A 2,145-nucleotide genomic window follows, 5' to 3' on the forward strand; every position below is an offset into this window, starting at 1 on the left:
CACATGGAGTGGAACGTAGAGACCCACATACGTTCCGCAATCGGCCCAATAAGATCAGCAACGCGTTCCTTCATTTCCGTCGCTGCTTTATTAGTAAAGGTGATAGCCACAATATTCCACGGCGCTGCCCCACGAACACCAATGAGATAAGCAATCCGACGGGTAAGAACCGCGGTCTTCCCCGAACCAGCCCCCGCGACGACAAGCAACGGAGAGCCCTCATGCTCGACCGCCTGCCGCTGCTGCGGATTAAGTCCTTCCAATAGCTGCTGTGGAGTCAATGGCCCACCATCCGGCAAGCGAGTGGAAAGGCTATCGTTCATAGTGCGTATCTCTTCCTAATAAAGTCTGTCTAGCTCAAGGCGAGTTCCAGGGTGAATTGCGGCCCCGCGAAGTACGGAACACTCAATGTCACGCGCTCGCACTCCAACCTACAACCCAGGTGTGACACAATAAGACCCATGACTGAGCCTCGCGATTCTCTGTCTACGTCCAGCGAGGTCACTAGCGGAACTAGTGATCCGTTATCGAACGAACGTATCCAGGAACTAAGAAAAGAAATAAATCAGCTGGATAACACGATTATTTCTGCTATCAAACGCCGCACGGAGATCTCGCATCTCATCGGGCAATCGCGAATGGGGTCGGGCGGAACTCGCCTCGTACACACGCGAGAAGTCGCGATCATCAACGAGTTCCGGGAGGAATTGGGGACAGAAGGTCCCGCCATCGCGTCAGCACTCCTCCGCATGGGGCGGGGGCGGCTGGGCTAAAACTCCACACGTCCTCTCAAAGGCCACCCACGATGGCCACCCATCAAGGCCGCAGCATGTCAACCGCTTGCCCGTGGAATTGCCGATTCGCGACTAGCATGGCTCAGGGGGCGCACACGACCTCAATGCGCCACAGTTATCGTCGATAAGAAGGATTTTTAATGAATTCACCATTGCCAGATATCACCGCGACCGACGAATGGTCCGCGCTGAAGGACAACGCGAAATCAATCGAGTCAACAACGTTGCGCGACTTGTTCGCCGACGACCAGGATCGCGCGAAGAACCTCAGCTTTTCCGTGGCTGACCTGCACGTTGACTTGTCCAAAAACCTTATTAACGACGACACCCTCAAGGCTTTGATCGCCCTCGCGAAGAAGGCGAACCTTGAGGATCACCGCGACGCTATGTTCAGCGGCCGGCATATCAACTCGACGGAAGACCGAGCAGTGCTGCACACAGCGCTACGTCTTCCCGCCGAAGAGTCCTTGCACGTCGATGAGCAGAACGTGGCCGCCGACGTCCACGACGTTCTGGCACGGATGCGCGATTTTGCGCATGCCTTGCGTTCCGGCGAATGGCTGGGCGTCACCGGCCACACGATTAAAACTGTGGTGAATATCGGCATCGGCGGGTCCGACCTCGGCCCGGCCATGGCAACGCAGGCTCTCCGCAGCTTCGCCACCGCGGGAATCTCGGGACGCTTCGTCTCCAATGTCGATCCGGCCGACTTCACCTCAAAGGTCGCTGACCTCGATCCCGCAGAGACGCTCTTCGTCGTCGCGTCGAAAACCTTTACGACGCAAGAGACGCTGGCCAATGCACATGCGGCGCGTCGATGGTTCCTCGACAGCCTCCACCTGGAGGACGGGACCGATGAAGCAAATGATGCCATCGCCAAGCACTTCGTTGCGGTCTCGACGAACGCTGAAAAGGTCTCCGAATTCGGCATCGACACCAACAACATGTTCGGATTCTGGGACTGGGTTGGTGGCCGCTACTCGGTAGACTCCGCCATCGGGCTCTCGCTCATGGCCGTGATCGGGCCCCAGAACTTCATGAGCTTCTTAGAGGGCTTCCACGCCGTCGACGAGCACTTCCGAAACACCCCGCTGGAGAAGAACGTCCCCGTTCTGATGGGGCTCCTCGGTGTCTGGTACGACGATTTCTTGGGCGCACAATCCCACGCGGTGCTGCCCTACTCCCAGGACTTGGCACGTTTCCCTGCCTACCTCCAGCAGCTGACGATGGAATCGAACGGCAAGTCCGTTCGTATCGACGGCACCCCGGTCACCGCACCGACGGGCGAAATCTACTGGGGCGAGCCCGGAACGAATGGCCAGCACGCCTTCTTCCAATTGCTCCACCAGGG

At 57.9% G+C, this 2,145-nt stretch carries 3 protein-coding genes; 2 read left to right on the forward strand and 1 reads right to left on the reverse strand.

Annotation, left to right across the window (positions count from 1 at the left end; genetic code table 11):
* A partial coding sequence (locus Q3981_RS10370) for a UvrD-helicase domain-containing protein (RefSeq protein WP_303126015.1) occupies positions 1–323 on the reverse strand: 323 nt, incomplete at its 3' end.
* Positions 324–461: 138 nt separating this feature from the next.
* Here Q3981_RS10370 and Q3981_RS10375 point away from each other — a divergent pair.
* Together Q3981_RS10375 and pgi are read left to right on the forward strand one after the other, a co-directional pair.
* Positions 462–773, forward strand: a complete 312-nt coding sequence (locus tag Q3981_RS10375; RefSeq protein ID WP_012731134.1) for a chorismate mutase — start codon at positions 462–464, stop codon at positions 771–773.
* Positions 774–934: 161 nt separating this feature from the next.
* Positions 935–2,145: glucose-6-phosphate isomerase (gene pgi, locus Q3981_RS10380; protein WP_303126018.1), on the forward strand; the 1,211-nt coding region annotated here is incomplete at its 3' end.

The organism is Corynebacterium sp., assembly GCF_030530965.1.
Taxonomy (GTDB): Bacteria; Actinomycetota; Actinomycetes; order Mycobacteriales; family Mycobacteriaceae; genus Corynebacterium.

Bases quoted from the DNA above. Each gene is read 5' to 3' on its own strand.
- Q3981_RS10375 (WP_012731134.1), top strand. From the start codon at position 462: ATGACTGAGCCTCGCGATTCTCTGTCTACGTCCAGCGAGGTCACTAGC.